This window comes from Sinorhizobium sp. GQ132, from assembly GCF_059758575.1.
Window position 1 is genome coordinate 391,014 of sequence record NZ_JCAXDX010000005.1, and the last position, 25,853, is coordinate 416,866.

At 63.2% G+C, this 25,853-nt stretch carries 28 protein-coding genes and 1 pseudogene; 17 read left to right on the plus strand and 12 right to left on the minus strand.

What is annotated here, in order from left to right:
* Positions 1–15: 15 nt before the first annotated feature.
* Complete coding sequence (locus AC6CIG_RS16130) at positions 16–1,059, plus strand: NAD(P)-dependent alcohol dehydrogenase (RefSeq protein WP_018096888.1); 1,044 nt, start codon at positions 16–18, stop codon at positions 1,057–1,059.
* A 73-nt stretch (positions 1,060–1,132) separates the two neighbouring features.
* Here the strand turns inward: AC6CIG_RS16130 and AC6CIG_RS16135 are convergent, their stop codons facing one another.
* The gene (locus tag AC6CIG_RS16135; RefSeq protein ID WP_010970133.1) at positions 1,133–1,597 is read right to left on the minus strand and encodes an Lrp/AsnC ligand binding domain-containing protein; all 465 of its coding nucleotides are present in this window, start codon (positions 1,595–1,597) and stop codon (positions 1,133–1,135) included.
* Between the two features lie 23 nt (positions 1,598–1,620).
* On the minus strand, positions 1,621–2,784 hold the full coding sequence (locus AC6CIG_RS16140; RefSeq protein WP_127708940.1) for a M20 aminoacylase family protein: 1,164 nt from the start codon (positions 2,782–2,784) through the stop codon (positions 1,621–1,623).
* 250 nt (positions 2,785–3,034) lie between these two features.
* On the opposite strand from AC6CIG_RS16140, the gene AC6CIG_RS16145 reads away from it, so the two are divergent.
* The 4 genes and pseudogenes from AC6CIG_RS16145 to AC6CIG_RS16160 form a co-directional block, all read left to right on the plus strand.
* Entirely contained in the window at positions 3,035–4,117 is a 1,083-nt protein-coding gene (locus AC6CIG_RS16145) for a D-alanyl-D-alanine carboxypeptidase family protein (RefSeq protein ID WP_127708938.1), read from the plus strand.
* Between the two features lie 12 nt (positions 4,118–4,129).
* A complete protein-coding gene (locus AC6CIG_RS16150) occupies positions 4,130–5,278 on the plus strand; it encodes a CobW family GTP-binding protein (protein WP_127708936.1) in 1,149 nt (382 codons plus the stop codon).
* A 64-nt stretch (positions 5,279–5,342) separates the two neighbouring features.
* Positions 5,343–5,576, plus strand: a complete 234-nt coding sequence (gene vapB, locus AC6CIG_RS16155; protein ID WP_127708934.1) for a type II toxin-antitoxin system VapB family antitoxin — start codon at positions 5,343–5,345, stop codon at positions 5,574–5,576.
* Between the two features lie 10 nt (positions 5,577–5,586).
* Positions 5,587–5,676, plus strand: a pseudogene (locus tag AC6CIG_RS16160) (VapC toxin family PIN domain ribonuclease); the annotation flags it as partial.
* A gap of 33 nt (positions 5,677–5,709) precedes the next feature.
* Here AC6CIG_RS16160 and AC6CIG_RS16165 read toward each other — a convergent pair.
* The 5 genes from AC6CIG_RS16165 to AC6CIG_RS16185 form a co-directional block, all read right to left on the minus strand.
* Positions 5,710–5,946: a sulfurtransferase TusA family protein gene (locus AC6CIG_RS16165; RefSeq protein ID WP_018096893.1), complete on the minus strand. Its 237-nt coding sequence runs from the start codon at positions 5,944–5,946 to the stop codon at positions 5,710–5,712.
* Positions 5,946–7,388 (minus strand): L,D-transpeptidase family protein, encoded by a 1,443-nt coding sequence (locus tag AC6CIG_RS16170; protein ID WP_018096894.1) that lies wholly within the window; start codon positions 7,386–7,388, stop codon positions 5,946–5,948. The genes AC6CIG_RS16165 and AC6CIG_RS16170 overlap by 1 nt, the downstream gene beginning before the upstream one ends.
* A gap of 243 nt (positions 7,389–7,631) precedes the next feature.
* Positions 7,632–8,585, minus strand: coding sequence for an acetyl-CoA carboxylase carboxyltransferase subunit alpha (locus AC6CIG_RS16175; RefSeq protein ID WP_003527479.1), 954 nt, complete (start codon positions 8,583–8,585; stop codon positions 7,632–7,634).
* Between the two features lie 63 nt (positions 8,586–8,648).
* Positions 8,649–9,584 (minus strand): site-specific tyrosine recombinase XerD, encoded by a 936-nt coding sequence (xerD, locus tag AC6CIG_RS16180; RefSeq protein WP_100674166.1) that lies wholly within the window; start codon positions 9,582–9,584, stop codon positions 8,649–8,651.
* Positions 9,581–9,730: a hypothetical protein gene (locus AC6CIG_RS16185; RefSeq protein WP_018096896.1), complete on the minus strand. Its 150-nt coding sequence runs from the start codon at positions 9,728–9,730 to the stop codon at positions 9,581–9,583. The genes xerD and AC6CIG_RS16185 overlap by 4 nt, the downstream gene beginning before the upstream one ends.
* A 233-nt stretch (positions 9,731–9,963) precedes the next feature.
* On the opposite strand from AC6CIG_RS16185, the gene AC6CIG_RS16190 reads away from it, so the two are divergent.
* From AC6CIG_RS16190 to AC6CIG_RS16200, 3 genes are read left to right on the plus strand one after another with little or no spacing between them, the layout of a single operon-like run.
* Complete coding sequence (locus AC6CIG_RS16190) at positions 9,964–10,542, plus strand: shikimate kinase (protein ID WP_003527461.1); 579 nt, start codon at positions 9,964–9,966, stop codon at positions 10,540–10,542.
* Positions 10,543–10,546: 4 nt separating this feature from the next.
* Entirely contained in the window at positions 10,547–11,680 is a 1,134-nt protein-coding gene (gene aroB, locus AC6CIG_RS16195) for a 3-dehydroquinate synthase (protein ID WP_018096897.1), read from the plus strand.
* Entirely contained in the window at positions 11,677–12,981 is a 1,305-nt protein-coding gene (locus tag AC6CIG_RS16200) for an HlyC/CorC family transporter (RefSeq protein WP_018096898.1), read from the plus strand. Before aroB ends, AC6CIG_RS16200 begins: the two co-directional genes overlap by 4 nt.
* Before the next feature lie 60 nt (positions 12,982–13,041).
* Here the strand turns inward: AC6CIG_RS16200 and AC6CIG_RS16205 are convergent, their stop codons facing one another.
* Positions 13,042–13,323, minus strand: coding sequence for a BolA family protein (locus tag AC6CIG_RS16205; protein ID WP_018096899.1), 282 nt, complete (start codon positions 13,321–13,323; stop codon positions 13,042–13,044).
* 139 nt (positions 13,324–13,462) lie between these two features.
* Between AC6CIG_RS16205 and AC6CIG_RS16210 the strand changes: the two genes are divergently transcribed.
* From AC6CIG_RS16210 to AC6CIG_RS16225, 4 genes are all read left to right on the plus strand, one after another.
* Positions 13,463–14,098 (plus strand): J domain-containing protein, encoded by a 636-nt coding sequence (locus AC6CIG_RS16210; RefSeq protein WP_013844827.1) that lies wholly within the window; start codon positions 13,463–13,465, stop codon positions 14,096–14,098.
* A 75-nt stretch (positions 14,099–14,173) separates the two neighbouring features.
* A complete protein-coding gene (gene cobS, locus AC6CIG_RS16215) occupies positions 14,174–15,169 on the plus strand; it encodes a cobaltochelatase subunit CobS (protein ID WP_003527456.1) in 996 nt (331 codons plus the stop codon).
* Positions 15,170–15,218: 49 nt separating this feature from the next.
* On the plus strand, positions 15,219–17,114 hold the full coding sequence (cobT, locus tag AC6CIG_RS16220) for a cobaltochelatase subunit CobT (RefSeq protein WP_018096901.1): 1,896 nt from the start codon (positions 15,219–15,221) through the stop codon (positions 17,112–17,114).
* Between the two features lie 40 nt (positions 17,115–17,154).
* Positions 17,155–18,147: an esterase-like activity of phytase family protein gene (locus AC6CIG_RS16225; RefSeq protein ID WP_127708932.1), complete on the plus strand. Its 993-nt coding sequence runs from the start codon at positions 17,155–17,157 to the stop codon at positions 18,145–18,147.
* A 73-nt stretch (positions 18,148–18,220) separates the two neighbouring features.
* On the opposite strand, the gene AC6CIG_RS16230 is transcribed toward AC6CIG_RS16225, so the two are convergent.
* Positions 18,221–18,859 carry a VUT family protein gene (locus tag AC6CIG_RS16230; RefSeq protein WP_018096903.1) on the minus strand — a complete coding sequence of 213 codons (639 nt, stop codon included), beginning with the start codon at positions 18,857–18,859 and terminating at the stop codon, positions 18,221–18,223.
* Positions 18,860–18,994: 135 nt separating this feature from the next.
* The gene (gene rpmB / locus AC6CIG_RS16235) at positions 18,995–19,285 is read right to left on the minus strand and encodes a 50S ribosomal protein L28 (protein ID WP_003527451.1); all 291 of its coding nucleotides are present in this window, start codon (positions 19,283–19,285) and stop codon (positions 18,995–18,997) included.
* 411 nt (positions 19,286–19,696) lie between these two features.
* Between rpmB and AC6CIG_RS16240 the strand changes: the two genes are divergently transcribed.
* Both AC6CIG_RS16240 and yddG read left to right on the plus strand, forming a co-directional pair.
* A complete protein-coding gene (locus tag AC6CIG_RS16240) occupies positions 19,697–20,488 on the plus strand; it encodes a DUF3108 domain-containing protein (protein ID WP_164866804.1) in 792 nt (263 codons plus the stop codon).
* 215 nt (positions 20,489–20,703) lie between these two features.
* Entirely contained in the window at positions 20,704–21,591 is an 888-nt protein-coding gene (gene yddG / locus AC6CIG_RS16245; RefSeq protein ID WP_127708928.1) for an aromatic amino acid exporter YddG, read from the plus strand.
* Positions 21,592–21,594: 3 nt separating this feature from the next.
* Here the strand turns inward: yddG and AC6CIG_RS16250 are convergent, their stop codons facing one another.
* Both AC6CIG_RS16250 and gloB read right to left on the minus strand, forming a co-directional pair.
* On the minus strand, positions 21,595–22,035 hold the full coding sequence (locus AC6CIG_RS16250; RefSeq protein ID WP_437408098.1) for a cupin domain-containing protein: 441 nt from the start codon (positions 22,033–22,035) through the stop codon (positions 21,595–21,597).
* On the minus strand, positions 22,036–22,806 hold the full coding sequence (gloB, locus tag AC6CIG_RS16255) for a hydroxyacylglutathione hydrolase (protein WP_018096907.1): 771 nt from the start codon (positions 22,804–22,806) through the stop codon (positions 22,036–22,038). It abuts the gene before it with no gap.
* Positions 22,807–22,907: 101 nt separating this feature from the next.
* Here gloB and AC6CIG_RS16260 point away from each other — a divergent pair, with 101 nt between their 5' ends.
* The 3 genes from AC6CIG_RS16260 to AC6CIG_RS16270 all read left to right on the plus strand — a co-directional run bounded on the left by AC6CIG_RS16260 (position 22,908) and on the right by AC6CIG_RS16270 (position 25,823).
* Positions 22,908–23,672 carry a class I SAM-dependent methyltransferase gene (locus tag AC6CIG_RS16260; protein ID WP_010970111.1) on the plus strand — a complete coding sequence of 255 codons (765 nt, stop codon included), beginning with the start codon at positions 22,908–22,910 and terminating at the stop codon, positions 23,670–23,672.
* Between the two features lie 121 nt (positions 23,673–23,793).
* Positions 23,794–24,900 (plus strand): histidinol-phosphate transaminase, encoded by a 1,107-nt coding sequence (hisC, locus tag AC6CIG_RS16265; protein WP_498323013.1) that lies wholly within the window; start codon positions 23,794–23,796, stop codon positions 24,898–24,900.
* Positions 24,897–25,823, plus strand: coding sequence for a prephenate/arogenate dehydrogenase family protein (locus AC6CIG_RS16270; protein ID WP_018096909.1), 927 nt, complete (start codon positions 24,897–24,899; stop codon positions 25,821–25,823). The genes hisC and AC6CIG_RS16270 overlap by 4 nt, the downstream gene beginning before the upstream one ends.
* Positions 25,824–25,853 lie beyond the last annotated feature (30 nt).

Below are 25,853 nucleotides of genomic sequence, written 5' to 3' on the forward strand. Positions count from 1 at the left end.
ATGAAGGACAGACCCATGGCCATTGCAAGAGGATATGCGGCGACCGACGCGTCGAAGCCGCTCGCACCCTTCACCTTCGAGCGTCGCGAACCGCGCGACGACGACGTGGTGATCGACATCAAATATTGCGGCGTCTGCCATTCCGATATCCACCAGGCGCGCGACGAATGGGGCAATTCGACCTTCCCCATGGTACCCGGCCACGAAATCGTCGGCATCGTCAGGGCGGTCGGCTCCAAGGTCACCAGGTTCAAGATCGGCGATCGGGTGGGCGTCGGCTGCTTCGTCGACTCCTGCACGACCTGCGCCAAGCGCGACCTCGATCTGGAGCAGTATCTGCCCGGCCTGGTGGTGACCTACAACGGCGTCGAGGCAGATGGAACACCGACCCAGGGCGGCTATTCCGACCATATCGTCGTCAAGGAGGGTTATGTGCTCTCCATTCCGGACAACCTTCCGCTCGACGCTGCCGCACCGCTGCTTTGCGCCGGCATCACGCTCTACTCGCCGCTGCGTCACTGGAAGGCCGGCCCCGGCAAGAAGGTGGCGATCGTCGGCTTGGGCGGTCTCGGCCATATGGGCGTGAAGCTCGCCCATGCGATGGGCGCGGAGGTTACGGTGCTCAGCCAGACGCTTTCGAAGAAAGAGGACGGGCTTAAGCTCGGGGCGGATCACTACTACGCGACGAAGGATCCGGAGACATTCACCAAACTCGCCGGCAGCTTCGACCTGATCATCTGCACGGTCGCGGCCGAAATCGACTGGAACGCCTATCTCAACCTCTTGAAGGTCGATGGCGATCTGGTGCTCGTCGGCATTCCGGAGAATCCGGTGCCGGTCCATGCCTTCTCGCTGGTGCCGGCACGGCGCAGCATTTCCGGCTCCATGATCGGTTCTATCAAGGAGACGCAGGAAATGCTCGATTTCTGCGGCGAGCACGGCATCGTTTCGGAGATCGAGACGATCCGCATGGAGCAGATCAACGAGGCCTATGAGCGGGTGGTGAGAAGCGACGTGCGCTACCGCTTCGTGATCGACATGGAATCGATCAAGGCGTGATCGATTCCGATAGGTGATTGCGGGCGGAAACCGCACACTTCTTAATCCCGCTCTGACGGGCCGCTGCCGCTACTCAAAGCAGCGGCAGCGGCCCGTCATTCTTGATCTCTTCCATCACCGCATAGGTCCGGGTTTCCTTGACGCCCGGGAGCGTCCAAAGCACCTGGCCGAGAAAGTTGCGGTAGGCGGCCATGTCCTCGAAGCGGGTCTTGACGAGATAGTCGAAGCCGCCCGCGACCATGTGGCATTCGAGCACAGCGGGCGCCTGCTTTATGGCGGCCGCGAACTGGTCGAAGACTTCCGGCGTCGTCTTGTCGAGCATCACTTCGATGAAGACCAACAGCCCGAAGCCGAGCTTGTGCGGGTCGAGACGCGCACCGAAGCCGGAGACGTAACCTTCCTTCAGCAGCCGCCTCAGGCGTTCGCTGGTCGCCGTCGGGGAAAGCCCGATCCGGTCCGCCAGCTCCAGATTGGTAATCCGCCCGTCCGCCTGCAGGATATTGAGGATTCTCCGGTCCGTCTTGTCGATCTGGTGCATGGTCGCCTCCCGCTTTCCGTGCCTCAGGCGGCAAGCCGTGTTTCGGCGAGCTTCACCCAATAGGAAATTCCGTGCGGAATGGCTTCGTCGTTGAAGTCGTAAGCCGGGTGATGCAGTCCCGCCGTATCGCCATTGCCGATGAAGACGAAGGCGCCCGGCCGGGCCAGCAGCATGTAGGAAAAGTCCTCGCCGCCCATCATCGGGTCGAGCGCTGCGTTGACGTTGCCTTCGCCGGCGACCGTGGCGGCGACGGCGAGCGCGTGACCGGTCTCGGCGGCGTGGTTAACGGTCACGGGATAGTTGCGGCCGTACCAGACGTCGACGGTGGCGCCGTAGGCACCGGCGATGTTGTCGGCGATCTGGCGGATCCGGGCTTCGCCGGTGTCGCGCACTTCCGGCGTCAGCGCGCGCACGGTGCCGGCGAGTACGGCCTGTTCGGGGATGACATTGTGGGCGAAGCCGGCATTGAACTTGGTGACGGAGACGACGACGGAGGCAAGCGGATCGACGGTGCGCGAGGCGATCGTCTGCAGCGCGTTGACGATCTGGGCGCCGATGGCGATCGGGTCGATCGTCTTGTGCGGCTGAGCGGCGTGGCCGCCGCGGCCCTTGACGGTAATGGTGAACTCGTCGGTCGAGGCCATGATCGGGCCGGCGCGGCTGCCGAAGTGGCCGACCGGCATCCCCGGCATGTTGTGCATGCCGTAGACCTCTTCGATCGCGAAGCGCTCCATCATGCCGTCCTTCACCATCTCGTTGCCGCCGCCGCCGCCTTCCTCCGCCGGCTGGAAGATCACCGCGACATTGCCGGCGAAGTTACGCGTTTCGGCAAGATACTTCGCCGCGCCGAGCAGCATGGCCGTATGGCCGTCATGGCCGCAGGCATGCATCTTGCCGGGGGCCGTCGAGGACCAGGACCTGCCGCTTGCTTCGGTGATCGGCAGGGCGTCCATGTCGGCCCTGAGCCCGACGGTGCGGCCCGGGCCGCGATTGCCGCGGATGAGGCCGACGACCCCGGTCCGGCCGAGGCCGGTCACGATTTCGTCAACGCCGAATTCCCTCAGTTTTTTTTCGACGAAGGCTGCCGTATTTTCCACCGCGAACAGGAGCTCCGGGTTCTGGTGCAGATGGCGCCGCCATTCGGTCACTTCGTTCTTGAGCTCGGCGGCACGGTTTAGAATCGGCATTGTTCGTTCCTGTCGGTCTGTTCGTTCACTTCGGTTCGACACGCGAGTCCCGACGCTTCAGCGTCGGCTGGAGTCTCGCCGCTGGAGTGTCCGGGCGGTGGATTGGCGCGGCAGCCCGATGAATGGGCTTTGCCATCTCCTTGCCATATAGGCTAAATAGCGGGACGATACGAGGCAACTCCGGAATTTCGAGGTTTGGATTGTGGCAATAGCACGATTCCCGTTGGGCGACAGATTGGGCAGGATAGGCATGCTTGCGGGAGCTTGCGCGGTCGTCCTGGCTGCGGCGCTGCCTGCATCGGCCAATCCGCGGCTGGTGATCGACGTGGATACGCTCAAGGTCTACGAGCATCAGGACATCTTCCAGAAATGGTATCCGGCGTCACTGACCAAGCTCATGACGGCCTATACCACGTTCCGGGCCATCCAGGCGGGGCAGCTGACGTTGGAAAGCCCGGTGGTCATGACGAAGAACGCCGCTTCGGAGCCGCCGAGCAAGATGTTCTACAAGCCTGGCCAGAAGATGACGCTCGACAGCGCGTTGAAGATGATGCTGATCAAGTCGGCGAACGACGTCGCCGTTGCGATCGCCGAGACGGTCGGCGGATCCGAACAGGCCTTCATCGACAAGATGAATGCCGAGGCGCGCCGCATCGGCATGACCTCGTCGCATTTCATCAATCCCAACGGCCTGCCCGGCAAAGGGCAATATACGACGGCCCGGGACCTTGCGGTGCTCGCGCTTACGCTGAAGCGCGAATTCCCGCAATATGCTTCCTATTTCGCGCTGGAAGGCTTCACCACCGGCAAGAAGGACTATCCCAATTACAACATGCTGATAGGCCGCTTCGATGGCGCGGACGGCATGAAGACGGGGTTCATTTGCGCCTCGGGCTTCAACCAGGTCTCCTCGGCGAGCCGCGGCGGCCGCAGGGTGGTTTCGGTTGTGCTCGGCGAAGACAGCCTTGCAGCGCGTGCCGACGAGTCGGCCAGGCTCCTGCAGATGGCTTTTACCACGGTGGGCACGGGCAAGCCCTCGCTTGCGGAGATCGTGCCGTATGGCGAAACCCGCGAGGTGGTTGCCGATATCAGCAAGGAAATCTGCTCGAAGCAGGCGGCGAAGGTGCGCAGCGAGGGGCGTGACGAGGCCGGCCGGCAGAAGCTGCTTTCACCCTATATCCACGAGATCGACCGCCCGCTGAAACTTGCCTTCGCCGGCCTCATACCCGGCAGCGACGACAAGACGGCAAAAGCCGGCAGCGATGCCACGGCACAGGGCGATGCGGTCGAGATCGCCAATGTGCCGATTCCGATCCCGCGCCCGAGCTTCTGAACGGAGTCTTTCATGAACGGTCCAATGCCGGTGGTGCCGGTCTCGATCCTCACCGGCTTTCTCGGCGCGGGCAAGACGACCCTTCTGAACCGGGTGCTCAAGGATCCGGCGCTTGCCGACACGGCCGTTATCATCAACGAATTCGGCGATGTCTCCATCGACCACCTCCTGGTCGAGGCTTCGAGTGACGGCGTCATCGAGCTTTCCGACGGCTGCCTGTGCTGCACCGTGCGCGGCGAGCTCGTCGATACGCTGGCCGATCTCATGGACCGGATGCAGACCGGCCGCATCAAACCGCTGAAGCGCGTCGTCATCGAGACCACCGGTCTTGCCGATCCGGCACCGGTGCTTCAATCCGTCCTCGGCAATCCCGTGATTGCCCAGAATTTCCGGCTGGACGGAGTCGTCACCGTCGTCGATGCGGTCAATGGCGAGCAGACGATCGCCAATCATGTGGAGGCCATGAAGCAGATCGCGGTGGCCGACCGGCTGGTGATCAGCAAGAGCGGGCACGCCAAAGGTGATGGGATCGGCAGGCTCGAGGCGCAGCTCAGGGATCTCAACCCGCGCGCGCCGATCATCGACGGCGACACGGAAAAGGCGGGCCGGGCCGATCTCTTCGCCTGCGGTCTTTACGACGCCTCGACCAAGGTCGCCGATGTCGGGCGCTGGCTTCAGGACGAGGCCCATGCGGACGACCACCACCACCACCACCACCACCATGACCACCACCACGAAGATGGCCACGGCCATGGGAACCACCATCACGACGTCAATCGTCATGGTTCGGACATCCGCTCATTCAGCATCGTGCATGACCGGCCGATCGAACCGATGGCGCTAGAGATGTTCATCGACCTCCTGCGCTCGGCCCATGGAGAAAAGCTGCTGCGCATGAAGGCGATCGTTTCCGTCGCGGACAATCCGGAGAGGCCGGTGGTGCTGCACGGCGTGCAGACGGTCTTTCACGCGCCGGAACGGCTTGCCGCCTGGCCCGACCCGGCCGATCGCCGGACGCGAATGGTGCTGATCACCAAAGGCCTGGAGGAAGCATTCGTGCGCGACCTCTTCGACGCCTTCACCGGCAAGCCGCGCGTCGACCGACCGGATGCGCAGGCGCTCGCGGACAACCCCCTGGCGGTGCCGGGGATGAAGTTCTGACGGCTCCGGCCGGACTTTCTTCATCAGCACCCGCTCGCCGGTGGGCTTGAGAAAGGAATGGGTCTTGGCCAGTTCGACCGTGTTCATCAGTAATCGTAGCCAGGCGGTGCGGCTGCCAAAGGCCTTCGCCTTTCCCGAGAGCGTGCATCAGGTCGATATTCTCAAGATCGGCCGCAGCCGCGTGATCGTGCCCCAGGGCAAAAGATGGGACGATCTGTTCCCCAGCGGGCCGCGCCTCAGCGAGGATTTCATGAGCGAGCGTAAGCAGCCGGTGGCGGAAACGCGCGGATCGTTCTGATGCTCACCCAAATGCGCGCAGCGAAGGGCTGATTGTCGTGACCAACAATATACGCGAGATCGTCCGCATGCCGGGTGTAAGGGTCGAGAACTGGCTGTGACAGATCCGAAGGCGCGATGCGCCGCCAATTTAGTTAGCACCGCTTGCGAATGAGGAAACGATGTCCGTCTGCGAGCGGCTCAGCCTGCTCCAGCCGGTGCCCGTCCTCGTTGCAGAAATGCGGGATGTCTATCACGGCCAGCGGGTCGGTCGTTTCGATCTCGATGAGCGCGCCGGGCGGCAGGTTTTCCATTCGCTTGCGCGTCTTCAAAACGGGAAGGGGACATTTCAGCCCCCTCAGATCGTAGCGTAGCCTCGCTTCCTCGGGCATCAATTGCCCCAGAGTTTCCAGAACGGGCGCTTCTTCGGCTGCTCGGCGGGCTGCTGTTCTGGTGCTTGCGCTTGCGCATTCCCGGCGGGAGCGGCGGCCACCTGAGCATTGTCCTGCGCCGGCGGTGCTGCCTGCTGCCCGCCGGCGGCGGCTGGCGGCTGGCCCGGTGCGGGCTGTTGAGCGGTTGGCTGGCCTGCGGCCTGCTGCGCGGGAGTCCCGGCGGCGGGTGCGGCTGGCGCGGCCGCCGGCTCGTTGCGAGAGAACAGGCCCCAGAGCGACTTCCTCGGGGGCTCGGCCTGTACCGCTGCCTGCTCCACGGGGCGCTCGAGCGGGTTGGCCTGCGGCACCGGCGGGCCCTTGCCTTCGCGGGCCGCCTTTTCCAGCGCTTCCTTCTGGATCAAGGTTGCCTGCTTGGCTTCCTCGGCCTCTTTCTGTTCGGCAAGCTTCTTTTCGAGATCGCTTACCTTGAGCAGCTTGCCCGCATCGAGCGAGGTGCCGGTCGGCGCATAGGCAAGCTCGCGGCCCTTGCGCTGATCGGCGACGACCGCCTTGCGTTCGGCCTCGGTCGGCTCGTACCAGACCATGCCCTCAAATTTCTTCAAGGCCTTCTCGTAGTCGCGCCGATAGTCCTTGTCGTAGCTCGCCATCGCCATCTGCAGCGCCGGCGGCGTCGTCATGGCAGGGCACTGGCCGGCCGCACTGAACTGCCCCTCAGCCTGCTGATTGAAGACGTATTTCCTCTCGCAGACATTCACTGCCGGCGGGCGCTTGGTCACTTCGAACTGGTCGTAGCCGACCTTCAGCATCTTCCAGAATTCGATGTTCGGATTGTCGCGGTGGCGCGCCATGTTTTCCGCCGTCATGCGGAAGGGAAAGGCTTGAAGCTGCACGCTTTCCTGGCCGCCCTTGAACGCGTCGCGGGCGAGCGCGAAGATCTCGATGATCTGCTCGTTCGTCATCGAATAGCAGCCGGCCGAAGAGCAGGCACCGTGGATCATCAGATGGGTGCCGGTGCGGCCGTTGGCCTTGTCATATGTGTTCGGATAGCCCGTATTGATCGCCAGGTAGTAGCTCGAATTCGGGTTCATCTGGTGCGGATAGAGCGGGTAAAATCCCTCCGGCGCCTGCCGGTCTCCCTCCTTCATCTTAGGCCCGAGCTTGCCCGACCATGCGCAGATCTTGTAGCTCTTCAGAAGCTGGAACCGGTTCGCCGTGTTCGCCTTCCAGACTTCGAGCGTCCCTTCTTCCTTGAAGATGCGCAACAGGATCGGGGACGTCTTCTGCATGCCCAGCTCGCGCATCTTGCTGACCATCTTGCCCGAAAGCTGATACTCGGTCTTGTTCTTGACGGACGACAGGTTGACCGAATCGAGCGTCTCGTTGGTGCAGCCCGCAAGAGCGGCTGCGACAGCGGCGGTGAGGACAAGGTTCCTGAAACGCATCGGCAAAAGCCCGTTCTAGCCACATTCTATCCGTGCACGCCTGTTCCACGAAGGGCAGGCGTCAACGAATCAGTACGTTATTATTCTTCACGAAATCTTAACCGTGCAGGCGCCCCCTGCGAATGGCCACCTCTCATGACCTGATGAATATGGCCAAGATTTGGCCACAGTCCGATTTCCGGTTGCCGACCGCCTGGAATAATCGCAATGGTTCGGATTGGAACGGCTCGGACGGAGCCGTAATCAGAGGTTACGGCCGATATTCAGATATTTCTGCCGCCGGTCGGCCCGCAATTCGTCGCCATTGCGTGCGGAAAGCTCCTTGAGAGCGTCGCCGATCACGGTTTCCGTGCGGCTGATGACCGCGTCCGGGTCGCGGTGGGCTCCACCGACAGGCTCCGGGATTATTCCGTCGATGACGCCGAGCGACTTCAGGTCTTCGGCGGTGATCTTCATGTTGCTGGCGGCTTCCTTGGCGCGCGTCGAGTCGCGCCAGAGGATCGAGGCCGCACCTTCCGGGGAGATCACGCTGTAGATCGCGTGCTCCAGCATGTAGACGCGGTTGCCGGTCGCAATCGCGATCGCGCCGCCCGAGCCGCCTTCGCCGATCACCACGGTGACGATCGGCACCTTGACGTTGAGGCACATTTCGGTCGAGCGGGCGATCGCCTCGGCCTGGCCCCGCTCCTCGGCGTTGACGCCCGGATAGGCGCCTGCCGTGTCGACCAGCGTTATCAGCGGCAGGCCGAAACGGTCGGCCATCTCCATTATGCGCGTCGCCTTGCGATAGCCCTCGGGGCGGGGGCTGCCGAAATTGTGCTTGATACGCGACTTGGTGTCGTTGCCCTTCTCCTGACCGATGACGGCGACGGGCGTGCCGTGAAAGCGGGCCAGCCCCGCCTGGATCGCGTCGTCATTGGCGAAATTCCGGTCGCCGGCAAGCGGCGTAAACTCGGTGAAGAGGCGCGAGGCATAGTCCAGGAAATGCGGACGCGAGGGGTGGCGAGCGACCTGGGTCTTCTGCCAGGGGGACAATTTGGAGTAGATCTCGACCATCGCATCGCGGACGCGCCCTTCCAATCGGGCGATCTCGTCTGATGTGTTAACGCTCTCGTCTTCGCTGGCGAGCTTCTTCAGTTCGAGAATCTTGCCTTCGAGATCAGAGATGGGTTTTTCGAAGTCGAGATAATTGTGCATCAGACGCGTTTCCGATCGTTTTTCGACAAGGGCCGCCCTGCCAAGTCATTCCATCAGGCGGACCTAATCCTGTTTTTTCGCCTGTTTGGCAAGGGGGTGATGGTTCTGCACGAGGTCGTGAAGCCGTTCTTCCAGCACATGCGTATAGATTTGTGTCGTGGAAATGTCTGAATGGCCGAGCAGTTCCTGCACGGCGCGAAGGTCGGCGCCGTTGGCGAGCAGATGACTGGCGAAGGCATGGCGCAGCACGTGCGGCGAAATCGCCGCCACCCGGATGCCTGCCCGCGCCGCGAGGCTCTTGAGGTCGCGGGCAAAGACCTGCCGCGGTAGATGGCCGGTCTTGCCGTTGGATGGGAACAGCCAGGGGCTGTCCGCACCGTCTTCCTGCAGTTGTTCGCCATAGGCGCGCATGGCGCGGATCGCCGCCTGCGACAGCGGTACGAGCCTTTCCTTGTTACCCTTGCCGCGAATTATGAGAAAACGCCCGTTCTGCGCAAGCACGCTTGCCGGAAGCGAAACGAGTTCGCTGACGCGCATGCCTGTCGCATAAAGGAGCTCGATCAGCGCGTGCATGCGCAAATTCGCCATCGCATCGCCCTTGCCGGACTTCGCCTCCGCTTCCGCCTGACCGATCAGCCGGGTGACGTGTTCGATGCTCAGCGTCTTGGGGAGTGTGCGGGCTTTCTTCGGCGCGTCGAGGATGCCCGTCGGGTCGTCCGTGCGCAGCCCCTCAGCATAGAGGAACTTGTAAAACTGCCGGAGCGCCGAGAGCCGCCGCGCTTGGGATGACGATTTGAAGCCCTGGCCTGCGAGATGGGAGAGATAGCTTCTGAGATCGTCGGCCGAGGCGTCGGTGAGCCCGGTGCCGCGCGTGCGCAGGAAGGAACGCGCGTCCTCGAGGTCGCGCTCGTAGGATTGCAGCGTGTTTACCGCCGCTCCACGCTCGGCGCTCATCATTTCCAGGAAGGATTCGACGTAGGCTGCGGACATATCCGTCATTGCGGCTTGTTGACCCGTTCCGAGGGAATGCGCACGGTTACGTCCCGCTCAACCGGGTCGACGAAAGTGACGAGCGCCACCATCGCGCCATAGACCATGCCGGCTCCGACGGCGCAGATGAACAGGAAGCGGAAGAGGGTGGGCATTCAAGTCTCCTCTGCATGGCGCCGGAAAGGAACGGTACGGCATCGGATCATGCCGTCTGTTCGAAGCGTTACCACGATCGCTGCAGTCGAGCAGGGCGTTCGCTGGCGCGGATGCGTGATCTATATGAACGGGCCCGCCCTGAAGTTCAAGAAGCCCGCGCGACACCAAGCGACGGCTTGACGCTCCCCCCCGTTTTGTCGATACCGGAGAGGAATGGGGAATTTGAAGCGCAATGAACGATGTGACCGAACCGGTTTCCGCGACGCTGGCCGAAAGGGCGAAGCGCACTCTCGGTAAGCGTAATCTCGTTTTCATCGGCCTGATGGGGGCGGGTAAATCGGCAATCGGTCGGCTGACCGCCCAGGCGCTTGGCGTTCCTTTCGTCGATTCCGACCACGAGATCGAGCGGGTCTCGCGCATGACGGTCAGCGATCTCTTCGCAACCTACGGCGAGGAAGAGTTCCGGGCGCTGGAAGCCCGCGTGCTGAAGCGCCTGCTCAGGTCCGGCCCGCGGGTGGTGTCGACCGGCGGCGGCGCCTATATCAACGAGCGCTCGCGGCGGCATATCAAGAAGGGCGGCCTGACCATATGGCTCAACGCCGAGCTGGACGTGCTATGGGAGCGGGTGAACAAGCGCGACACCCGGCCGCTTCTGAAGACCGAGAATCCGAAGCAGACGCTCGAGAACCTGATGCGCGCGCGCTACCCGATCTATGCCGAGGCGGACCTGACCGTTCTCTCGCGCGATGTGAAAAAGGAAGCGATGGTCGAGGAGGTTCTCGCCGCCATCGCCGATCATCAGAAGGCCTGAAGCCATGACCAGCCATGTGATGCCAACCGCCGAGCGCAGGGTCCGCGTCGATCTCGCAGAGCGTTCCTACGATATTCTCATCGGCCCCGGTCTGATCGCCGCGGCAGGCCGGGAGGTCGCTTCCCGGCTCAAGGGCCGGAAGATGGCGGTCATCACCGACGAGAACGTCGCGCCCCGCTACCTCGAACCGCTTATAGCGAGCCTCGGGGAAAGCGGCATCGAGGCTGTCTCCCTGATCCTGCCGGCAGGCGAGAAGACCAAGAGCTTCGAGCATCTGATCCCGGTTTGCGAGGCCGTCCTCGGCGCCAGAATCGAGCGCAACGACGCGGTGATCGCGCTCGGCGGCGGCGTGATCGGCGATCTTACCGGCTTTGCCGCCGGTATCGTCCGCCGCGGTTCGCGCTTCATCCAGATCCCGACATCGCTGCTGGCGCAGGTCGATTCCTCCGTCGGGGGCAAGACAGGGATCAATTCGCCGCACGGCAAGAACCTGATCGGCGTCTTCCATCAGCCGGACCTCGTCCTCGCCGATACCGCCGCGCTCGACACGCTGAGCCCGCGCGAGTTCCGCGCAGGCTATGCCGAGGTCGCGAAATACGGGCTGATCGACAAGCCGGAGTTCTTCGAATGGCTCGAGAAAAACTGGCAGGCGGTTTTTGCAGGCGGACCCGCCCGGATCGAAGCGATTGCCGTCAGCTGCCAGGCAAAGGCTGACGTCGTTGCCGCGGACGAGCGCGAAAACGGACGTCGCGCGCTCCTCAATCTCGGCCATACCTTCGGCCATGCGCTGGAGGCCGCCACCGATTACGACAGCAAGCGGCTGGTGCACGGGGAGGGCGTTGCGATCGGCATGGTTCTGGCGCATGAGTTCTCAGCCCGGATGAATCTCGCGAGCCCTGACGATGCGCGGCGCGTGGAGGCCCATCTGAAAATCGTCGGCCTGCCGACGCGCCTGGCCGACATTCCCGGGGCATTGCCGCCGGCCGATCGGCTGATGGAGGCGATCGCCCAGGACAAGAAGGTGAAGGGAGGCAAGCTCACCTTCATCCTTACGAGGGGCATCGGCCAGTCCTTCGTGGCGGACGACGTGCCCTCCTCGGAGGTGTTGAGCTTTCTTACGGAAAAGCACCCGCGATGACCGATGTGCTACTGGGCTTTCTGACGGAATATTGGCTGTCGCTGCTTTCCGTTATTTCCCTTCTCGTTATTTCCGCCTTTTTCTCCGGCTCGGAGACGGCGCTGACCGCGGCCTCGCGCTCGCGGATGCATACGCTGGAGAACAACGGCGATGAGCGGGCGGGTATGGTCACCCGGCTGATCGAGCGCCGCGACCGTCTGATCGGGACGCTGCTCATCGGCAACAACCTCGTCAACATTCTGGCCTCGTCGCTGACGACGAGCCTGCTGATCGGCCTCTTCGGCGATTCGGGCGTGGCGATCGCCACCGTCGCCATGACGGTACTGCTCGTCATCTTCTCCGAGGTCCTGCCGAAGAGCTGGGCGATCGCGTCGCCGGACCGGTTTGCGCTGGCGGTTGCGCCTTTGGTCCGCCCCTTCGTTGTCGTCGTGGGTCCGGTATCCTCCCTCGTCAACGCAATCGTCCGGCGCATCCTGCATCTCTTCGGCATCAATCTTTCTTCCGACTTGCCGATGCTCACCGCGCATGAGGAACTGCGCGGCGCGGTCAATCTGCTCCACCGCGAAGGGTCGGTCATCAAGGCTGACCGCGACCGGCTCGGCGGGGTGCTCGATCTCGGCGAACTCGAGGTTTCCGACGTCATGATCCACCGGACAGGCATGCGGGCGATCAATGCCGATGACCCGCCCCAGACCTGCGTGCGCGAGATCCTCGAAAGTCCGTTTACACGCCTGCCGTTGTGGCGCGGCTCGGCCGACAACATCATCGGCGTCGTCCATTCCAAGGACCTGCTCCGGGCGCTCGCCGAGCCGAATGTGGAGCCCGAGACGCTCGACATCGTCAAGATTGCGCAGAAACCCTGGTTCGTTCCGGACTCGACCAATCTCAAAGACCAGCTCAATGCCTTCCTGCGCCGCAAGCTGCATCTTGCCATCGTGGTCGACGAATACGGCCAGGTGCAGGGGCTCGTCACGCTGGAGGATATTCTCGAAGAGATCGTCGGCGACATTGCCGACGAACACGACATCGACATCCAGGGCGTACGTCAGGAGGCCGACGGTTCGATCGTCGTCGATGGTTCCGTGCCGATCCGCGACCTCAACCGGGCGCTGGACTGGTCGTTGCCGGACGAGGAGGCGACGACAGTTGCCGGCCTCGTGATCCATGAATCGAAGAGCATTCCGGAGGAGCGGCAGGCTTTCACGTTCTATGGGAAGCGTTTCACCGTGATGAAGCGCGTGAAGAACCGGATCACCAAGCTGCGCATCCGCGCGGCCGAAGACGAGGGGCAGGTGGGTTAGGGCACTTCAAAGACAAGTCCGCAACGGCGGCTCAGCGACGCACCCTCTGCCTTTTGCACTTCACCACCGCGTCGGTTCCCCCGGCGCTGCGGGTTCCACCGCCAAAGCATGGAGGCCGGCATCGAGTTCCGGCTTCAGCAGATCGTTTATCGCTCGGTGGCGGGCCACACGGCTCATGCCGGTAAAGGCGCTCGAAACGATGCGGACGCGCATATGCGTTTCGCCGCCGCCGTCGAATTCCGGCTGGTGACCGGCATGCTGACCGCTCTCGTTGATCACCATCAGCCGCTCGGGATGGAAGGCTTCCATGAGCTTCTCTTCGATGCGGCGTTGCAGCGACATATTTTCAGTCCCATTTCCCTGTTTTGCTGCGGGCGCTGGAGCCAGGCGGCAGCATCATCCGCGCAATGCAAAATGCCCGCACAAAGCCAGCAACATTCCGTTTTGTCAATTCTTGTTGTGACCCTCCGCAAACCCCATAATGTGCGTCATGAAGCTCGATTCAAAATATTTCGACCGCATCCGAACGCGCCCCCGGGGTCAAGCGCGCGTGGAGCCGTCCGCGCCGGTGTGCCAATGGGATGGCTGCGACAAGACGGCGGTCCATCGGGCTCCCGTCGGGCGCAATGCCGAGGGCGAGTATTTCATGTTCTGCTTCGAGCATGTGAAGGAATACAACAAGGGCTACAATTACTTTTCCGGCCTCTCCGATACCGAGATCGCCCGTTACCAGAAGGAAGCGGTGACCGGCCATCGTCCGACCTGGACGGTCGGCGTCAACAAGAGCGCCCGCAACGGCCCGACACAGTCGCAGATGCGCTCCGGCACCGCCGGCGCACAGGCGCGCATGCGAGATCCTTTCGGATTTTTCAACGAGGCGCGCGCCCGACAGGCACGGCACGAGCCGCGCCTGCGCAAGCTGAAGACGCTCGAGGCGAAGGCCTTCGAGACGCTGGGTCTTGCGGCCTCGGCGACGACCGCCGACATCAAGGCGGCATACAAGGAGCTCGTCAAGAAGCACCACCCCGACGCAAATGGCGGAGACAGGGGATCGGAAGACCGCTTCCGGGCGGTTATTCAAGCCTACCAATTGTTAAAACAGGCTGGTTTCTGCTAACAACCCGGATTATGACAGAAGCACTATCTGCAGGCGAATGCGCGGGTGCCGGCGGGCGTCCGCTCTGGAGTTATGATGAGCAAGATTGACCTCGACATTTCCAACCTCCCCGACACGACGGTCTCTGTCCGGGAGGCTTTCGGCATCGACACGGATTTGCGCGTTCCGGCCTATTCGAAGGGCGATGCCTATGTGCCCGAAATCGACCCGGACTACCTCTTCGATCGTGAGACGACGCTCGCCATTCTCGCCGGCTTCGCCCACAACCGGCGCGTGATGGTTTCCGGATATCACGGCACCGGCAAGTCGACCCACATCGAGCAGGTCGCGGCGCGGCTCAACTGGCCATGCGTGCGCGTCAACCTCGACAGCCATGTCAGCCGCATCGATCTCGTCGGCAAGGACGCGATCGTCGTCAAGGACGGGCTTCAGGTGACCGAGTTCAAGGACGGCATTCTGCCCTGGGCCTATCAGCACAATGTCGCGCTCGTCTTCGACGAATACGATGCCGGCCGGCCCGACGTCATGTTCGTGATCCAGCGCGTGCTGGAATCCTCCGGCCGCCTGACGCTGCTCGACCAGAGCCGCGTCATCCGCCCGCATCCGGCCTTCCGATTGTTTGCGACGGCGAACACCGTCGGTCTCGGCGACACGACCGGCCTCTATCACGGTACGCAGCAGATCAACCAGGCCCAGATGGACCGCTGGTCGATCGTGACGGCGCTCAATTACCTGCCGCACGACAAGGAAGTCGATATCGTTTCCGCCAAGGTCAAGGGCTTCGTCGCCGACAAGGGCCGCGAGACGGTCTCCAAGATGGTTCGTGTCGCCGACCTGACCCGTGCCGCCTTCATCAACGGCGACCTGTCGACCGTCATGAGCCCGCGTACAGTCATCACCTGGGCCGAGAACGCCTATATCTTCGGCGACATCGCCTTTGCGTTCCGCGTGACTTTCCTCAACAAGTGCGACGAGCTGGAGCGGGCGCTGGTCGCCGAGCATTATCAGCGCGCCTTCGGCGTCGAACTCAAGGAGAGCGCTGCCAACATCGTCCTGGAAGCGACCGCCTGAAAATCGATGTGCTCGCATAACGGCCGATCCGGTTGAAGAAGGAATTGTCGTGAGTTCGAATTCCAAGGCGAAACCGACTACGAGGGAAAACGCCGCCGAACCGTTCAAGCGGGCGCTTTCCGGCTGCATCCGGTCGATCGCCGGCGATGCGGAGCTGGAGGTCGCTTTCGCCAATGAGCGGCCCGGAATGACAGCCGAACGCATCCGGCTGCCGGAGCTCTCCAAGCGCCCGACCCGCCAGGAACTGGCGGTGGCGCGCGGCCTCGGCGATTCCATGGCGCTGCGCAAGGCCTGCCACGATGCTCGGGTCCATGCGACGATGTCGCCGCAAGGGGCGGACGCGCGGGCGATCTTCGATGCGGTCGAGCAGGCGCGCGTCGAGGCGATCGGCGCACTCAGGATGCCGGGCGTGGCGGGCAACCTCTCCTCCATGCTCGAGGAGAAATACAGCAAGGCGAATTTCGCTGCCATCGACGTTCAAGCGGACGCGCCGCTCGAAGAGGCGGTGGCACTGCTCGTGCGCGAGAAATTGACCGGGGAGAAGCCGCCGGAGTCGGCTGGTCAGGTCCTCGACCTTTGGCGCGACTTCATCGAGCAGAAGGCCGGTCCCGACATGCGCAATCTGGCGGGTACGATCAACGACCAGCAGGCTTTCGCCCGCGTCGTGCGCGACATGCTGTCTTCGATGGATGTCGCCGAGAAATACGGCGAGGACGATAACGAGCCGGACGAGCAGGAGAGCGAGACCGACGAGGACCAGCCGCGCAGCCAGGAGCAGGACGAAAACGCCAGCGACGAGGAAGAAGGCTCCGACGCCGCGCCCGCCGACGAAAACCAGTCTGCCGAGGAGCAGATGGAAGAAGGCGAGATGGATGGCGCGGAAATTTCCGACGACGATCTCCAGGACGAGAGCGACGAGGACAGCGAAACGCCCGGCGAGGTGAAGCGGCCGAACCATCCCTTCGCGGATTTCAACGAGAAGGTCGATTATTCCGTCTATACCCGGGAGTTCGACGAAACCATCGCCTCCGAGGAGCTTTGCGACGAGGCGGAACTCGATCGGTTGCGCGCCTTTCTCGACAAGCAGCTCGCCCATCTCCAGGGCGCGGTCGGACGCCTCGCAAACCGCCTGCAGCGCCGCCTGATGGCACAGCAGAACCGCTCCTGGGAGTTCGATCTCGAAGAGGGCTATCTCGACTCCGCCCGCCTGCAGCGCATCATCATCGATCCGATGCAGCCGCTCTCCTTCAAACGCGAGAAGGACACGAACTTCCGCGACACGGTCGTCACGCTCCTGATCGACAATTCCGGTTCGATGCGCGGCCGCCCGATCACCGTCGCCGCGACCTGCGCCGATATTCTTGCGCGCACGCTGGAGCGCTGCGGCGTGAAAGTCGAAATCCTGGGTTTCACGACCAAGGCGTGGAAGGGCGGACAATCGCGCGAGAAATGGCTTGCCGGCGGCAAGCCTCAGTCGCCGGGCCGCCTCAACGATCTGCGTCACATCATCTACAAGTCCGCCGACGCGCCCTGGCGTCGCGCGCGCCGCAATCTCGGCCTGATGATGCGCGAGGGACTGCTCAAGGAGAACATCGACGGCGAGGCGCTGATGTGGGCGCATGATCGTCTCCTGGCGCGGTCCGAGCAGCGACGCATCCTGATGATGATCTCGGACGGAGCGCCGGTCGACGATTCCACCCTGTCGGTCAACCCCGGAAATTACCTCGAGCGGCATCTGCGCGCCGTTATCGAGCAGATCGAGACGCGCTCGCCGGTCGAGCTGCTTGCGATCGGCATCGGCCATGACGTCACGCGCTACTATCGCCGCGCCGTGACCATCGTCGATGCGGACGAACTGGCAGGGGCGATGACGGATCAGCTTGCGGCGCTCTTCGAGGACGAGAGTATGCGCCGCCGCCCGGGCGGAGCACGTCGCGCCGGTTAACGGATTTCCGGCCGCGGCCACCCGTAAGGTCATTCTTCAGATGTTCTGCCGAAACTTTGCCGTCCTTTTCCTGCTGATTTCGGCTGCTGTCGCGCGCGCGGAGCCGGCGCGCGAGATCGTTCCGGTCAAGAGCCGGCAGATATCCCAGTTCAAGGTCGGCTCCGGTCAAATGGTCTTCGGCGCGCTCGAGTTCATGGGCGGCATCGAGATGACGTCGGCCAACCCTTTGTTCGGTGCGCTGTCGGCGATCCGGTTCCTGTCGGACGGCCAGTCCTTCGTGGCGGTGATGGACACCGGCCATTGGGTCGAGGGGGCCGTCATCCGCGACGATGCCGGCGGGCTCGAAGGGCTGACCGATCTCAAGGTCACGCCGATGACCGACGCGACGGGCGAAGCGCAGCTCGAGAAATGGCGCGTCGATTCCGAAGGGCTGGCCCTGCGCGAAGGTCAGGCGGTCGTCAGCTTCGAGCAGTCTCCACGCATCGAAATCTATCCTTTTCCCGGCTTCGCCGAGGCGCGTCCCCTGGGGCAGATGACCCTGCCGTTCTCCGTCGAAGAGCTGCGCAGCAATGGCGGCATCGAGACGATCGCGATCGCGCCGAAGAACGGCCCGCTTCGCGGCGCGGCCGTGGTCGTCTCCGAGCGCAGCGTCGACAAGGCGGACAATCTTTTTGCGGGGATATTGGAGGGGCCGATGAAAGGCGCCTTCACGGTCGTGCGCGCGGATCCCTATTCGGTAACCGACGGCGCCTTTCTGCCGGATGGCGACCTGCTTCTCCTCGAGCGGCGATTCAATTTCGCCTCCGGTCTCGGCATGCGTGTTCGCCGTATCGCCGCGGGGAAAATCCGACCTGGGGCCGTGGTCGACGGCGACGTCATGCTCGAAGCGGACATGAGCTATCAGATCGACAATATGGAGGCGCTCGACGTCATCTCGTGGCCTGACGGCGAGATCCGGCTGATCCTGGTCTCGGATGACAACCACTCGATCCTCGAGCGAAACCTGATGCTCGAGTTCCGGCTGATCAAGTGAAACGGGGCCGAATGCCCCGCCGCTCCAATGCTTTGAACCACGCACTTCCGCATGCGGAAGTGCTCTGAGGGTTTCAGGCGGTTGCTTTTGCCGCCGGCATGGGTTTGACGACGCTCATCAGTGCGCCATAGGGAAGCAGCAGGACGATACCGCAGAGGATCTTCACCGCGAGATCGCCGAGCGCCCAGGAAATCCAGCGGGGGGCGTCGACGCTGAGCAGGCCGAGAACGGGCGCGGTTTCCAGCGCAAAGCCGTCATTCGCACCCAAGAACACGAAGAACGGGGCGAAGGCGAAAGAGAAGAACATCGCCGTATCGAGGGCCGAACCGATCAGCGAGCCCGCGAGCGGCGCCTGCCACCAGGTCTGGCGCCTGAGCCGGTTGAAGATCGAGATATCCAGAAGCTGGCCGAGCAGGAAGGCTGAACCGGAGGCGATCGCGATGCGCGGCGTCGCGGCGAGAACGGAGAGCATGACGGCGACCGCGAAGCCGGCAACGACGACGCGGCGCGCGATTCGCGGCCCGAACTGGCGATTGGTCAGGTCTGTGACGAGGAAGGCGAAGGGATAGCTGAAGGCGCCCCAGGTCAGGAGGTCGCCCAGTTGCATCCCGGCGATCGAACCGGGGAGCGGATACTGGACGAGGAAGTTCGACGCCACGACCACGAAGGTCATCAGCGCCACATAAAGGTAGAACGTACGGTTGATCAGCATTTTTTTATCCTGGGTTATGCCACCAGTTGACGGATGCGCAGGCAGGTGCTTGCGCGGCGATGGACGACACGAGAAAAAGGCTTGCCGGGCAAACCCGCAAGCCTCTTCAAGATCTCGGCAGAAGTACCGGCGCTATCAGGCGGCTTCGGCAGCCTTCTTGACGATCTGACGACGCAGCAGGCGGGCGCGCATGCTGAGCTCGTTTTCGTCGGCCTTCAGCAGGAAGGCGTCGAGACCGCCGCGGTGTTCGACCGAACGGAGAGCCGCAGCGGAAACGCGCAGGCGGAAGCGCTGGCCGAGAGCATCGGAAATCAGCGTGACGTTGCACAGGTTCGGCAGGAACTTGCGCTTGGTCTTGTTGTTGGCATGGCTGACATTGTTGCCCGACTGGACGCCCTTGCCGGTCAATTCGCAACTACGGGACATGGTACACCTATTCTCTTATCGCCGCCGGACAATGCGGTAGCGGGCCTAGAGCCCAGGCCGCGTTCCTGTTGGCCATTATTGGAAAGTCGCGGTTCTATAGTCACAGGTGGCCCGCCAGTCAAGTCAAACCTTTGCATTCCCGAGCGATCGGGGCGATTTGGCCTGTTCTGCACTCATAAGGACGGCCGTTCCGGCGCGCAAGACGCATTCCAAGAGAGCGGCCGATGCGCTATCTTTTCCATGAGGACTGCGCCAGATTTCGAGCGGGCGCATTTATGCCGCAAACCGCCTGCATTCCGGGGGATTGCGACATAAATGCGCCGGCTGTCTTCGGATCGGCAAGTCGCTGCAACACTGTGAACCGCTGCATGGAGTTTGAGCCGGTCCGGTATCAGGGCCATGCAGGAGAGAATGGGGCTTTCGGGCATGAAGTTGTGCATTGGTTTTCGCGCGCCGGCACTCCTGGCCGCCATGATGTTTTCCACAGCCCCGCTTGCTGCGGAAGTCTCGCACCAGACGGACTACAGCATCGCGCTCGCCGGCCTGCCTTTGGCGCGCGCATCGTTCCACACCGAGGTCGAAAAGAATCGCTACACGATTTCGGGAACCCTGAATTCGGCGGGCCTCGTGGATATCATCAGCCGCACCACGGGGCAGACGCGCGTCTCCGGAGTAATCGACCGCGACCATCTCCGGGCAAGCGAATATTCCATGTCCTACCGCAGCGGCCGGAAGGGCCGCGCCATCAATGTGAGCTTCCGAAACGGCAATGTCGTGCGCGCAAGCATGGTTCCGAAGCGTAATCCACTGCCGAAGAACTGGGTGCCGGTCACGAGCCGGGACATGCGCAATGTGCTGGACCCGCTTTCCGGTTTGCTCATTCCGGCAAAAGCCCGGGTCTGCCCCAACACGCTGCCGATCTTCGACGGGGAATCCCGGCTCGACATAAGACTGTCTCCGAAGGGAACGCGAAACTTCAAAACCAGGGGATTCGAGGGTGAGGTGATCGTCTGCGGCATCCGCTTCGTACCGAAGGCGGGATACCGGAAGGGCCGCGAGGACGTCGAATATCTGCGCCGCCTGGGAACGATGGAGATCTGGTACGCGAAGGCGAACGGAGTGGACGTCTATGCTCCGGTCTATGCCCGCATACCGACGAAGATCGGAGCGGTCACGGTTTCGGCGACGCGCTTCGGCGATTGAGCCCGCCGGCGGGATTCTCCGGGCCCTTTCCTGACGGGGCCTCAAGAATCGCACTCCCTCTTCCCGGAATCACCTAAGCGCGATAGATCAGTGGGATTCGGGTGGGGTGCTGGCCGCGTCCGCCGAAGTATACACGTTGATCTGCTGCATGTTTTTGTCCTTTGATCGGCTACGATCAAAGGACAAGAGCATTCAGCAGGGCCGCGGAGGGGGGAATGAAGTTCAAGGCAACGCTGATCGGTTTCACCGCGATCCTCATGTGGTCGCTGCTGGCGCTCCTTACTGCCGCATCCGGCAAGATGCCGCCGTTCCAACTCTCCGCCGTGTGCTTTCTCATAGGCAGCCTGCCCGGCATCGCCGTCCTGGCGTCGAAGCCCGAGCGATTCGCACTTCTGAAGCAGCCGGCAAGGGTGTGGATCATCGGCATTGCCGGTCTCTTCGGCTACCACTTTCTTTATTTCACGGCGCTTCGCAATGCGCCGGCCGTGGAGGCGGGGCTCATCGCCTATCTCTGGCCGCTCTTCATTGTTGTCGGCTCGGCGCTGCTGCCGGGCGAGAAGCTTCGCTGGCATCATGTTGCAGGCGCCCTTGCGGGGCTCGTCGGAACGATCCTGATCGTTGCGCGCAACGGCATCGCCTTCGATGACGCCTATGCACTCGGTTACGGCGCAGCATTCCTCTGCGCCTTTACCTGGTCCGGCTATTCGCTGATCACGCGCCGCTTTGACGCGGTATCCACCGATGTCGTGACCGGTTTCTGCCTTGCGACGTCCGCCCTGTCCTTCCTCTGCCATCTCGGACTCGAAACGACGGTCTGGCCTGAAACCACCTTCGAGTGGCTCGCCGTGGCGGGGCTCGGCCTGTTGCCGGTCGGTGCCGCATTCTATGCCTGGGACTACGGCGTGAAGAACGGCGACATCCAATTCCTGGGCGTCGCAAGCTATGCGGCGCCGGTGCTTTCGACCCTGATCCTCATTCTGTTCGGCTTTGCCGAGCCGTCCTGGCGGATCGTGGCTGCCTGCCTGCTGGTGACGGGCGGCGCCGTGCTTGCGGCAAAGGACATGATCTTCCGAAAGGGCAGGGTCACGTTACCGGCGGAGTAGAACTCACTCCTCGGCCGGCCGCCAATCGGGGTGAGCCATCTCGAAGGCGCCGAAGTCGAAGCCGGGTGCGACGGTGCAACCGACGAGCGTCCACTCCCCAAGCGAAGTGGCGGATTGCCACCAGCCGGCGGGCACGACCTGTTGCGGCCTTTCCCCGCCGAGCAGGTCGGGACCGAGCCGGGTCTGCGAAGCGGGCCTGCCCGGCTCGGCGATGCTGAGCGCGAGCGGCGCGCCGGCGTAGTAGTGCCAGACCTCGGCGGCATCGTGGACCCGGTGCCAATGCGACCGGTCGCCCCGTTCGAGAAGGTAGTAGATGGCCGTCGAGTGGCCACGCGCGCCACCATTGGCATCGCGGAACGTCTCCCCGTACCAGCCGCCTTCCGGATGCCGGGCGAGACCCAGCGTTTCAATGATAGCCGCCGCCGTCATTTCCCGAGTCGCCATTTAGAAATTGTCCTTGCGCTTTCGTATTTCCGCGAAGACGGCGGCATCGCTCGCCTTTTCCATGCCGAGCAGCGCGCGGATCTTCGGATCGCCGGCGCGCAGGAACGGGTTTGTCCGCTTTTCGAGGCCCATCGTCGTCGGCGCGGTGAAGCCGCCATCTGAGCGGGTCTCCTCGATCTCGGCCGCACGCTCCTTCAAGGCCGTATTTTCCGGATCGACCGTGACGGCGAAATGGGCGTTGGCAAGGGTGTATTCATGGCCGAAATAGATGGCCGTGTCGTCGGGAAGCGCCATCAGCCGGCTCAGCGATTGCCACATCGTTTCGGCCGTTCCCTCGAAGAGACGGCCGCATCCGAGCGCGAAAAGCGTATCGGCGGCGAAAAGCAGCCTGTCCTCGGGCAAATGGTAGCAGACGTGGCCGGACGTGTGCCCCGGCGTTTCGATGACATCGACCGGATGGCCGGCGAAGTCGAAGCGTTCGCCATGTCCCACGGATCTGTCTATGCCGGGGATCTTCGACGCTTCGTTCTTCGGCCCGATGATGGTGAGGCCGAAGCGTTCCTTCAGGCTGGCATTCGCAGCCACATGGTCACCGTGGTGATGCGTGGTGAGGATATGCGTCAACTGCCATCCGCGCCGTTCGAGCGCGTCGAGGATCGGCCGCTCCTCCGGTGCATCGATCGATGCCGTAGCGCCGCTAATCCGGTCGTGGAGGAGCACACCGTAATTGTCGGTGCGGCAGAGGAAGAGATCGAGTTCGAGCGCGGCCATGTTTTGGTCCTCCGATCGGTGTGGGGCATCGGAAAGCGGCGAGTCCCGCTCGGTTCGAATGTAGCGAGGCTCGCCTTGAAGTCTACCGCTTGGAGTCTAACATGTTGCCCATGCACACTGATATCGTCGATCTCCGCCAATTCTATCACTCCGAGCTCGGCCGCATGGCGGAACAGTCGGTGAGCTCAGCCCTTGCTTCCATCTGGGCACGCCTGCCCGAGGAAAGGCTCCTTGGGCTCGGCTATGCGGTGCCCTATCTCGAGCGCTTCCGTGCCGATACGGAGCGGACATTCGCCTTCATGCCGGCCGGGCAGGGTGCGGTGAACTGGCCGGTCGCAGACCTGTCCTCGACGGCACTGGTCTTCGACGAGGAATTGCCGCTGCCGGATGCCTCGATCGATCGCGTATTGATGGTCCATTCCCTGGAATTTGCCGAAAGCCCGCGCGAAACGATGAAGGAGATCTGGCGCGTGCTGGCGCCCGGCGGACGTCTGATCATCGTGGTACCGAATCGCCGCGGCGTCTGGGCACAGATGGAGCACACGCCTTTCGGCTCGGGGCGGCCCTATTCCCGCGGGCAGCTGACGGCGCTCTTGCGCGAGACCAACTTCACGCCCGGCGCCACGACGGAGGCGCTCTTCTTTCCGCCCTCGAAGCGCAAGCTTGCCCTTCGGCTGCGCCACGGTCTGGAACGGTTCGGGCGATCGCTCTGGCCGGTCTTTTCGGGGGTGATCATCGTCGAGGCGCAGAAGCGGCTTTATCAGGGCCTGCCGGTGGCCGCACGCGCCTCGCGCCGCGTCTTCGTCCCGGTGCTGGCTCCGCGGGGCGTGCCCAGCACGCGCAGTCGGGCAACGAAAGCGCCGTAGGTCGCAGTCTGCTGCCCGTCACCCCTTTGCCTCCTGCCGCACCGGCCGTCACGTCGCACTCGACAAATATCACCGTCCCCGGTATTGGCTGGACCGCATTCTTCCCGTGAAAGCTGGTCCGATGAATCTTGCCCTGAAAAGCCCTGCGCCGCGTTCCGGCATCCTGGACATCGCCGCCTATGTGCCTGGCAAGGAACATGCGCCCGGCGCCGCAAAGGTTCACAAGCTGTCGTCGAACGAAACGCCGCTCGGCGCGAGCCCGCGCGCGGTCGAGGCTTTCCAGAAGGCGGCTTTCAATCTCGAACGCTACCCGGACGGTCAGGCGAATGCGCTCAAGGAAGCGATCGCGGCGGTTCACGGGCTCAACCCCGCCAACATCCTTTGCGGCAACGGGTCGGACGAACTGCTCGGTCTTCTCTGCCATACCTATCTCGGCCCCGGGGACGAGGGGATCGTCACCGAACACGGTTTTCTCGTCTACAGGATCCAGATCACCGCGTCGGGCGGGATACCCGTCACGGTCAAGGAGAGGGAGGAGCGTGTCGACGTCGATGCGATACTCGCGGCCGTGACCGAGCGGACGAAGATCGTTTTCATCGCCAATCCGGCAAATCCGACCGGCACCTATATCCCCGTCGAGGAGGTCCGGCGTCTGCATGCGGGCCTGCCCGCCGGCGTCCTGCTGGTGCTCGATGCGGCCTATGCGGAATATGTACGGCGCAACGACTACGAGGCGGGACTGGAGCTCGTTTCGTCCAACCGCAACGTGGTGATGACCCGAACCTTTTCGAAGATCTACGGCCTTGCCGGTCTGCGCATCGGCTGGATGTACGCGCCGCGCGACGTGGTGGAGGCATTGGACCGCGTCCGCGGTCCCTTCAATCTCAACGCGCCCGCGATCGCCGCCGGTGCCGCGGCGATCCGCGATCAGGCCCTCGTTGCCGCGGCGGCTGACCACAATCACACCTGGCTGGCAAAGGTCGGTCAGGCGCTGACGGATATCGGCCTGCGCGTCACCCCCTCGGTCACCAATTTCGTGCTGATTCACTTCCCTGAGGAAGCGGGCATGTCGGCCAGCGACGCGGATGCCTATCTGACGAGCCGCGGCTTCATCCTGCGCGCCGTCGGCGCCTACGGTTTCCCCAATGCGCTGAGAATGACGATCGGCTCGGAAGAAGCGAATGAGGGCGTGGTCGCGGCACTGACTGAATTCATGGGACGGAAATGATGGCTCAGCAGTTCGAAACCATCGCCCTCATCGGCATCGGCCTGATCGGATCGTCCATCGCCCGGGACATTCGCGAGAAGCAGCTCGCCGGTACGATCGTGGTCACGACGCGCAGCGAAGCGACGCTGAAGCGCGCCGGCGAGCTGGGCCTCGGCGACCGCTACACGCTTTCGGCGGCCGAGGCTGTCGAGGGCGCGGATCTCGTCATCGTGTCGGTGCCTGTGGGGGCATCCGGCGCAGTCGCCGCCGAGATCGCAGCCCATCTGAAACCCGGTGCGATCGTCACCGATGTCGGTTCGACCAAAGGATCGGTCATCGCGCAGATGGCGCCGCACCTGTCCAAGGACGTCCATTTCGTGCCCGGTCACCCGATCGCGGGTACCGAGCATTCCGGCCCGGATGCCGGCTTTGCGGGCCTCTTCCGCGGGCGCTGGTGCATTCTGACGCCGCCGGCCGGCACGGACGAAGACGCGGTCGCCAGGCTCAGGCTGTTCTGGGAAACGCTCGGATCGATGGTCGACGAGATGGATCCGGAACATCATGACAAGGTGCTGGCGATCGTTTCGCATCTCCCGCATATCATCGCCTACAACATTGTCGGCACCGCGGACGACCTGGAAACGGTGACCGAGTCCGAAGTGATCAAATACTCGGCCTCGGGGTTCCGTGACTTCACCCGCCTTGCCGCTTCGGACCCGACCATGTGGCGCGACGTCTGCCTGCACAACAAGGACGCGATCCTGGAAATGCTCGCCCGCTTCTCCGAGGATCTCGCCTCCCTGCAACGCGCGATCCGCTGGGGCGACGGCGACAAGCTCTTCGATCTCTTCACCCGCACGCGGGCGATACGCCGCTCGATCGTTCAGGCCGGTCAGGACACCGCCATGCCCGATTTCGGCCGGCACGCGATGGATCAGAAGTAGGCTGCGGGAAGTCGGCTGCGAAGACCGTCG

Bases quoted from the DNA above. Each gene is read 5' to 3' on its own strand.
- AC6CIG_RS16130 (WP_018096888.1), top strand. From the start codon at position 16: ATGGCCATTGCAAGAGGATATGCGGCGACCGACGCGTCGAAGCCGCTC.
- AC6CIG_RS16135 (WP_010970133.1), bottom strand. From the start codon at position 1,597: ATGCACCAGATCGACAAGACGGACCGGAGAATCCTCAATATCCTGCAG.
- AC6CIG_RS16140 (WP_127708940.1), bottom strand. From the start codon at position 2,784: ATGCCGATTCTAAACCGTGCCGCCGAGCTCAAGAACGAAGTGACCGAA.
- AC6CIG_RS16145 (WP_127708938.1), top strand. From the start codon at position 3,035: ATGCTTGCGGGAGCTTGCGCGGTCGTCCTGGCTGCGGCGCTGCCTGCA.
- AC6CIG_RS16150 (WP_127708936.1), top strand. From the start codon at position 4,130: ATGAACGGTCCAATGCCGGTGGTGCCGGTCTCGATCCTCACCGGCTTT.
- AC6CIG_RS16165 (WP_018096893.1), bottom strand. From the start codon at position 5,946: ATGCCCGAGGAAGCGAGGCTACGCTACGATCTGAGGGGGCTGAAATGT.
- AC6CIG_RS16170 (WP_018096894.1), bottom strand. From the start codon at position 7,388: ATGCGTTTCAGGAACCTTGTCCTCACCGCCGCTGTCGCAGCCGCTCTT.
- AC6CIG_RS16175 (WP_003527479.1), bottom strand. From the start codon at position 8,585: ATGCACAATTATCTCGACTTCGAAAAACCCATCTCTGATCTCGAAGGC.
- xerD (WP_100674166.1), bottom strand. From the start codon at position 9,584: ATGACGGATATGTCCGCAGCCTACGTCGAATCCTTCCTGGAAATGATG.
- AC6CIG_RS16185 (WP_018096896.1), bottom strand. From the start codon at position 9,730: ATGCCCACCCTCTTCCGCTTCCTGTTCATCTGCGCCGTCGGAGCCGGC.
- AC6CIG_RS16190 (WP_003527461.1), top strand. From the start codon at position 9,964: ATGAACGATGTGACCGAACCGGTTTCCGCGACGCTGGCCGAAAGGGCG.
- aroB (WP_018096897.1), top strand. From the start codon at position 10,547: ATGACCAGCCATGTGATGCCAACCGCCGAGCGCAGGGTCCGCGTCGAT.
- AC6CIG_RS16200 (WP_018096898.1), top strand. From the start codon at position 11,677: ATGACCGATGTGCTACTGGGCTTTCTGACGGAATATTGGCTGTCGCTG.
- AC6CIG_RS16205 (WP_018096899.1), bottom strand. From the start codon at position 13,323: ATGTCGCTGCAACGCCGCATCGAAGAGAAGCTCATGGAAGCCTTCCAT.
- AC6CIG_RS16210 (WP_013844827.1), top strand. From the start codon at position 13,463: ATGTGCGTCATGAAGCTCGATTCAAAATATTTCGACCGCATCCGAACG.
- cobS (WP_003527456.1), top strand. From the start codon at position 14,174: ATGAGCAAGATTGACCTCGACATTTCCAACCTCCCCGACACGACGGTC.
- AC6CIG_RS16225 (WP_127708932.1), top strand. From the start codon at position 17,155: ATGTTCTGCCGAAACTTTGCCGTCCTTTTCCTGCTGATTTCGGCTGCT.
- AC6CIG_RS16230 (WP_018096903.1), bottom strand. From the start codon at position 18,859: ATGCTGATCAACCGTACGTTCTACCTTTATGTGGCGCTGATGACCTTC.
- rpmB (WP_003527451.1), bottom strand. From the start codon at position 19,285: ATGTCCCGTAGTTGCGAATTGACCGGCAAGGGCGTCCAGTCGGGCAAC.
- AC6CIG_RS16240 (WP_164866804.1), top strand. From the start codon at position 19,697: ATGGGGCTTTCGGGCATGAAGTTGTGCATTGGTTTTCGCGCGCCGGCA.
- yddG (WP_127708928.1), top strand. From the start codon at position 20,704: ATGAAGTTCAAGGCAACGCTGATCGGTTTCACCGCGATCCTCATGTGG.
- AC6CIG_RS16250 (WP_437408098.1), bottom strand. From the start codon at position 22,035: ATGGCGACTCGGGAAATGACGGCGGCGGCTATCATTGAAACGCTGGGT.
- gloB (WP_018096907.1), bottom strand. From the start codon at position 22,806: ATGGCCGCGCTCGAACTCGATCTCTTCCTCTGCCGCACCGACAATTAC.
- AC6CIG_RS16260 (WP_010970111.1), top strand. From the start codon at position 22,908: ATGTTGCCCATGCACACTGATATCGTCGATCTCCGCCAATTCTATCAC.
- hisC (WP_498323013.1), top strand. From the start codon at position 23,794: ATGAATCTTGCCCTGAAAAGCCCTGCGCCGCGTTCCGGCATCCTGGAC.
- AC6CIG_RS16270 (WP_018096909.1), top strand. From the start codon at position 24,897: ATGATGGCTCAGCAGTTCGAAACCATCGCCCTCATCGGCATCGGCCTG.